This window comes from Variovorax soli NBRC 106424, assembly GCF_001591385.1.
GTDB classification, from domain to species: Bacteria; Pseudomonadota; Gammaproteobacteria; order Burkholderiales; family Burkholderiaceae_C; genus Variovorax; species Variovorax soli.
Window position 1 is genome coordinate 1 of the sequence record NZ_BCUU01000165.1, and the last position, 6,816, is coordinate 6,816.

Sequence of the window (6,816 nt, forward strand, 5' to 3'; positions counted from 1 at the left end):
GGGGGGGGGCCATCTGCGTCATGGAAAGGCCGCCGTGCCCCCACCCCGGCCCTCCCCCAGCGGGGGAGGGAGAAATTCAAGTCAATCTTTCTTGCCGATACCCAGGTAGGTGTCGATGATCCGGCGGTCATTCAGCAGGTCGCGGGCGGCGCCGTTCAAGGCCACCTGGCCCATCTCCAGCACGTAGCCGCGGTCGGCCACCTGCAGCGCGGCGCGCGCGTTCTGCTCCACCAGCAGCACCGACACGCCGTGCTTGCGCAGCGAGGACACCACCTGCAGCACCTCGCGCACGATCAGCGGCGCCAGACCCAGCGAGGGTTCGTCCAGCATCAGCAGGCGCGGGCGCGCCATGAGCGCGCGGCCGATGGCCAGCATCTGCCGCTCGCCGCCCGACAGCGTGGAAGCCAGCTGCGCATGCCGCTCGCGCAGGCGCGGGAAGATCTGGAAGACCTCTTCCATGCGCGCCTTCTGGTCGCGCTGGCCCTTGCGCCAGCGGTAGAAGCCGCCCAGCAGCAGGTTGTCTTCGACCGACATCTCGCCGAAAAGCTCGCGCCGCTCGGGCACCAGGGCGACGCCGCGCGCCACCATGGCCTCGACGCTGGGGCGGGAGACGCGCTCGCCGCCCAGCAGCAGCTGCCCATTGGAAGGCAGCAGGCCCATGGCCGCGCACAGCAGCGTGGTCTTGCCGGCGCCGTTGGGGCCGATGACGGTGACGATCTCGCCTTCGCGCACTTCGAGGGCGACGCTGTGCAGCGCCTCGACGGCGCGGTACGAGACGCAGAAATCCTTCAGCTGCAGAAGAGGTGCAGTAACAGTGCCCCCACGCTCGCCCACTGCGTGTGGTTCGCTGCCCCCCGAGGGGGCGCGAGCTTGTTCGGGGCGGCCCAGCACTGCGCTCATGCCGCCACCTCCAGCGGTTCATCCACACCACCCAGGTATGCATCCAGCACCTTCGGGTCGGCCTGCACCTCGGCCGGCTTGCCGTGCGAGATCACGGTGCCGAACTCCAGCACGGTGATGCGGTCGGCCAGGTTCATGACGAATTCCATGTCGTGTTCCACCACCAGGATGCCCAGGCCCTCGGCCCGCAGTTGCGAAAGCAGTTCGGCCAGGGCGCGCTTTTCGAGATGGCGCAGGCCGGCGGCCGGTTCGTCCAGCAGCAGCACCGCGGGCTGGCTGGCCAGGGCGCGCGCGATCTCGACAATGCGCTGCTGGCCCAGGGCCAGCGAGGCGGAGGGCGAATCCGCATGCGCGGCCAGGCCGCAGCGCTCGATCTGCCTGCGCGCCTCGGCCTGCAGCGCCGCTTCTTCGGCGCGGTCCAGCCGCAGCATGGAAGCCAGCCAGCCGCGCTTGGCGCGCAGGTGCGCGCCCAGCGCCACGTTGTCGACCACGCTGCGCGTGCCCAGCAACCGCACATGCTGGAAGGTGCGGCCCAGGCCCAGCGCGGCAAAGGCGCGCGCGGGCTGGGTCTGCATGGGCTGGTCCATCAGGCGCACCTCGCCTTCGGTGGGGTCGTCCACGCCGGAGATCATGTTGAAGAAGGTGCTCTTGCCAGCGCCGTTGGGGCCGATCAGCGCATGGATCTCGCCGGCCTTGACCGTCATGCTCACCGCGTTGTTGGCCACCAGGCCGCCGAAGCGCTTGGTGACGCGCTCGGCCTGCAGCAGCACCGTGCCCTTGGGCGGCAGCGTGCGCCGGGCCAGCTCCGCCACATGGCTGGGGGCCTTGGCCTTCTCAGGCTTGAGCAATCGCTGGCCGAAGCGCTCCAGCGCCGGCCAGATGCCGTCGGCAAAGCGCTGCAGCACCAGCAGCATCAAGAGGCCGAACACGATCACCTCGAAATTGCCGCTCGAACCCAGCAGCGCGGGCAGCACGTCCTGCAGCTTTTCCTTCAGCAGCGTAATGAGCGCCGCGCCCAGCACCGCGCCCCACAGGTGGCCCGCGCCGCCCACCACCGCCATGAAGAGGTATTCGATGCCGATGTTGAGGTTGAAGGGAGTGGGATTCACGAAGCGCTGCATGTGGGCATAAAGCCAGCCCGACAGCGCCGCCAGCAGCGCGGCCAGCACGAAGAGCTTGACGCGGTGGCGCGCGGTGTCCACGCCCATCGACTCGGCCATGAGGCGGCCGCTCTTGAGCGCGCGAATGGCCCGCCCCTCGCGCGAATCGAGCAGGTTGTGCAGCAGCCACATGGCCACCAGCAGCACGGCCCAGATCAGCACGCCCAGTTGCCGCGGCGACGCCAGCGAATAGCCCGCCACCACCAGCGCAGGCACGCCGGTGATGCCGGTCTGCCCGCCCAGGAACTCCATGTTGCCGAACAGGAAGTACAGCGACAGGCCCCAGGCGATGGTGCACAGCGGCAGGTAGTGGCCCTGCAGCTTGACGGTGATGGCGCCGAGGAACCAGGCCAGCGCGAAGGTGATCGCCAGGCCCAGCGCCAGGCCGAGCCAAGGCACGATGGCGCTGCCGCCCAGCGGCCCGAGCCAGGCCGCAGCCGTGGGCGAGGTGCACAGCCACGCCGTGGCGTAGGCACCCATGCCGACGAAGGCCGCCTGGCCGAAGGAGGTCATGCCGCCCACGCCGGTGAGCATGCACAGGCCGACCGCCACCAGCGCGTACAGGCCGATGTAGCTGATCACCACCACGGTGAACTCGGGCAGGAAGCCCCACGAGATGGCCAGCGCCAGCACCGCCGCCAGCGTGAGGCCGCGGCGCGTGAAGAAGCCGCGTGGTGCTTCGATGTTGCGGGTCGGGGACGAAGTCTTTTCCATGACCGAACTCATTCTTCGTCCTCGACGTGGCGGCTATGCAGCGAACGCCACCACAGCACGGGAATGATCAATGTGAACACCAGCACTTCCTTGTACGCGCTGGCCCAGAAGGAGGAGAACGATTCCAGCTGGCCCACCAGCAGCGCGCCGCCCAGCGCGAGCGGATAGCTGGCCAGCCCGCCCACGATGGCCGCCACGAAGCCCTTGAGGCCGATCAGGAAGCCGGTGTCGTAATAGATGGTGGTGAGCGGCGCGATGAGCAGCCCCGACACCGCGCCGATGAGCGCCGCCAGCGCAAAGCTCACGTCGCCCGACAGCTCGGTGGGCACGCCCATCAGGCGCGCACCCACGCGGTTCATGGCCGTGGCGCGCAGCGCCTTGCCCACCATGGAGCGGCCGAAGAACTGGAACATGGCGATCACCAGCACCAGCGTCACCATGATGACCACGATGGACTGCCCCGTGATCTGCAGCCCGCCCACGTCGAAGCTCGCTTCCGAGAAGGCCGGCGTGCGCGAACCCTCGGCACCGAAGAACAGAAGGCCCAGGCCCACCATCACGCCGTGCAGCGCCACCGACACGATGAGCAGCGACAGCACCGTGGCCTGCGCCATCGGCCGGTACGCCAGCCGATAGATCAGCGGGCCGAGCGGCGTGATGAGCACCAGCGTACCGATGGCCTGCGCCGCCAGGCCCGTGGGCTTCCACAGCAGCAGCATCGCGCAGGCGGCCAGGGGCACGGCCACGCACCACAGCAAGGCCGAGCTCCAGTCCACCGGCGCGCCGCGCTTGTAGCGCCAGGCCTCCACGGCAAGTACCGCGACCGCCAGCGCCAGCAGCAGCCACAGCGTGGGCGGCGTCTTGCCGGCCTGCAGCATCGCCATCGAGAGCGCGCCGAAGGCGACGAATTCGCCCTGGGGAATGAAGATGACGCGGGTGACCGAGAACACCAGCACCAGGGCCAGTGCCATCAGCGCATACACCGCGCCGTTCACGAGGCCGTCCTGCGCGAGCAGCAGGGCGATCTGTCCGTCCATGGAGGTTCCAGCTAGTTAGAAGACGAAATGGGCGAGTTGTCGGGGTGGATCAGGGCTGGAATTTCCAGGTGCCGTTTTCGATCTTGACCATCACGCGGGCGCGCTGGTCCAGGCCGAGGTGGTCGGTGGGCGACATGGTGAAGATGCCGTGCGCACCGGGCAGCTCGTGGATCTTTTCGAGCGCGTCGCGCAGCGCGGCGCGGAACTCGGGCGTGCCCGGCTGCGCCGTCTTCAGCGCCACCGGCACGGCAGCCGCCATCAGCAGGCCGGCATCCCAGGCGTGCGCGCCGAAGGTGGACACGCTGCCCTTGCCATGCGCGGCCTCATAAGCTGCGATGTAGGTCTGTGCGCTCTTGCGCACCGGGTTGGACTGCGGCAGCTGCTCCGCCACCAGCACCGGGCCGGCGGGCAGGAAGGTGCCTTCCACGTCCTTGCCGCCCACGCGCAGGAAGTCGGCGTTGGCCACGCCGTGCGTCTGGTACATCTTGCCGGTGTAGCCGCGCTCCTTGAGCGTCTTCTGCGGCAGCGCAGCCGGCGTGCCCGAGCCGGCCACCAGGATCGCGTCGGGCTTGGCCGACATGAGCTTGAGCACCTGGCCGGTGACGGAGGTGTCGGTGCGGCCGAAGCGCTCGTTGGCGATGATCTTCAGCCCCTTGAGGCCGGCGGCCTTGCTGAACTCCTGGTACCAGCCTTCGCCGTACGCGTCGGAAAAGCCGATGAAGCCCACCGTCTTCACGCCGGTCTTGCCCATGTGCTCGGCAATGGCCAGCGACATCATGATGTCGTTCTGCGGCGTCTTGAACACCCACTTGCGCTTGTCATCCATGGGCTCGACGATGCGCGAGCTGGCGGCCATGGAGATCATCGGCACCTTGGCCTCGGACGCCACGTCGATCATGGCCAGCGACGCCGGCGTGACGGTGGAGCCCAGCACCACGTCCACCTTGCTGTCGGCGATCAGCTTGCGCGTGTTGGACACGGCCGCAGTGGTGTCGGACGCATCGTCGAGCACCACGTAGTTGATCTTCTGCCCGGCAATGGTCTTGGGCATGAGGGCGATGGTGTTCTTCTCGGGAATGCCCAGCGACGCGGCAGGGCCGGTGGCCGACAGCGTCACGCCGACGTTGATGTCCGCGTGTGCCAGGGCGGCCAGCGACAGCAGGCTGGCCAGCGCGAGGATCTTCTTCTTGAACGACATCATTCTCTTGTCTCCAGGGTTGTTGAATGAACGAATGAATGAAAGAAATTCGGGTTGCTAGTGGACTGTCTTCGGAGCATCACCGTCATCGGGATGTTCCCCACGCGCTCCCAGGGGAAAACGCCTAGCGCTCGTCGAACGAGAGCACCACCCGCTCGGTCAGCGGATGCGCCTGGCAGGTGAGCACGAAGCCGGCGGCCACCTCCTTCTTGTCGAGCGCGAAGTTGCGTTCCATGCGCACCTCGCCCTCCACCACCTTGGCGCGGCAGGTGCCGCACACGCCCGAGGTGCACGAGTACGGCACTTCCATGCCGGCCGCCGATGCGGCGTCCAGGATGCTGGGCTGCTGCCGGGTGAAGGGAATCTCGCGCGACAGGCCGTCGCGGATGATGGTGATGCGCGCCGTCTCGGCATCGCCCGGCTTGGATTCGTGCACCACCGCGCCCACCGCACCGCCCGCGCCCGCGGCGGGCAGCGCCACGCCGAAGCGCTCGATGTGGATGCGCTCTTCCGGCACGCCGGCGGCCAGCAGCGCCGCCTCGGCCTCGTCGTTCATCTGGAAGGGGCCGCACACGTACACATGGTCGATGTCCGCCGCCGGCACCACGCTGCCCAGGAACTCGCTGATCTTCTCGCGGTTCATCACGCCGTGGTTGATGGGCGCGTCGGTGTGCTCGTCGGAGAACACGTGCTGCAGCGACAGCCGCGTCATGTAGCGGTTCTTCAGGTCCTCGATCTCTTCCTTGAACATCGTGGACTGCAGCAGCCGGTTGCCGTAGATGAGGGTGAAGCGGCTCCTGGGCTCGCGCGCCAGCACCGTCTTCATGATCGACAGGATGGGCGTGATGCCGCTGCCGCCGGCAATGCCCACATGGTGGCGCTTGGCCTGGGGCTCCAGCGGCACGAAGAAGCGGCCCTGCGGCGCCATCACGCTGACCGTGTCGCCGACCTTCAGGTGCTCGTTGATCCAGTTGGAGAACACGCCGCCGCGCACCTTGCGCACGCCCACGCGCAGTTCGCCGTCGTCGACGCCGGCGCAGATGGAATAGGAGCGGCGCAGGTCCTGGCCGTCGATCTCGGTGCGCAGGGTGAGGTACTGGCCCTGGGTGAAGCCGAAGACTTCGCGCAGCTCGGGCGGCACGTCGAAGGAGACGACGACCGCTTCTTGCGTGTCGGGCTCGATGGCGCGCACGCGAAGAGGATGAAACATGACGCTCATGGCTGTGGCGCTCAGATGGGTTTGAAGTGTTCGAAGGGTTCGCGGCAGGCCAGGCAGCGGTACAGCGCCTTGCAGGCCGTGGCGCCGAAGGCCGACAGGCGCTCGGTCTGCTCGCTGCCGCAGCGCGGGCAGTTCGGGGCGCTGGCGTCGATGCGGCGGCCGAAGAAGCGCACGGGCTGCACCTGCTGCTCGCGCGGCACCGCACCGGGCGGGGCGATGCCGTACTCGGCCAGCTTGCGGCGGCCTTCGGCACTGATCCAGTCGGTGGTCCAGGCCGGCGCGCGGCGCAGCGTGGCGCGCGCGGGGCCGAGGCCTGCGGATTCGATGGCCGCCAGCACGTCGCGCTCGATCACCTCGGTGGCGGGGCAGCCGGAGTACGTGGGCGTGAGCACCACCTCCAGCCCATCGGCATGCTCGATCACCTCGCGCACGATGCCCAGGTCGCACACCGACAGGGCCGGAACCTCCGGGTCGAGCACCGTTTGCAGCACGGCCCACGCGCGTTCGATTCTTCCTCCTTCCCCCTCTGGGGGAAGGCCGGGATGGGGGCTCTCCGAACTCGACGCCAACGCCGGTGCAAGCGCCCCT

General features: G+C 68.5%; 6 protein-coding genes. All 6 read right to left on the reverse strand.

The genetic code is table 11. The annotated features are described in order from the left end of the window. Positions 1–81 precede the first annotated feature (81 nt). Positions 82–900 carry an ABC transporter ATP-binding protein gene (locus VSO01S_RS25470; RefSeq protein WP_084242121.1) on the reverse strand — a complete coding sequence of 273 codons (819 nt, stop codon included), beginning with the start codon at positions 898–900 and terminating at the stop codon, positions 82–84. After that, a complete protein-coding gene (locus VSO01S_RS25475; RefSeq protein WP_068645565.1) occupies positions 897–2,774 on the reverse strand; it encodes a branched-chain amino acid ABC transporter ATP-binding protein/permease in 1,878 nt (625 codons plus the stop codon). The genes VSO01S_RS25470 and VSO01S_RS25475 overlap by 4 nt, the downstream gene beginning before the upstream one ends. An 8-nt stretch (positions 2,775–2,782) precedes the next feature. Then, complete coding sequence (locus VSO01S_RS25480; protein WP_068645566.1) at positions 2,783–3,811, reverse strand: branched-chain amino acid ABC transporter permease; 1,029 nt, start codon at positions 3,809–3,811, stop codon at positions 2,783–2,785. A 49-nt stretch (positions 3,812–3,860) separates the two neighbouring features. After that, complete coding sequence (locus VSO01S_RS25485; protein WP_068645568.1) at positions 3,861–5,009, reverse strand: ABC transporter substrate-binding protein; 1,149 nt, start codon at positions 5,007–5,009, stop codon at positions 3,861–3,863. A gap of 124 nt (positions 5,010–5,133) precedes the next feature. Beyond that, a complete protein-coding gene (gene paaE / locus VSO01S_RS25490) occupies positions 5,134–6,228 on the reverse strand; it encodes a 1,2-phenylacetyl-CoA epoxidase subunit PaaE (protein WP_068645567.1) in 1,095 nt (364 codons plus the stop codon). Between the two features lie 11 nt (positions 6,229–6,239). After that, positions 6,240–6,719, reverse strand: coding sequence for a 1,2-phenylacetyl-CoA epoxidase subunit PaaD (gene paaD, locus VSO01S_RS25495; protein ID WP_245684325.1), 480 nt, complete (start codon positions 6,717–6,719; stop codon positions 6,240–6,242). Between the last annotated feature and the right edge of the window lie 97 nt (positions 6,720–6,816).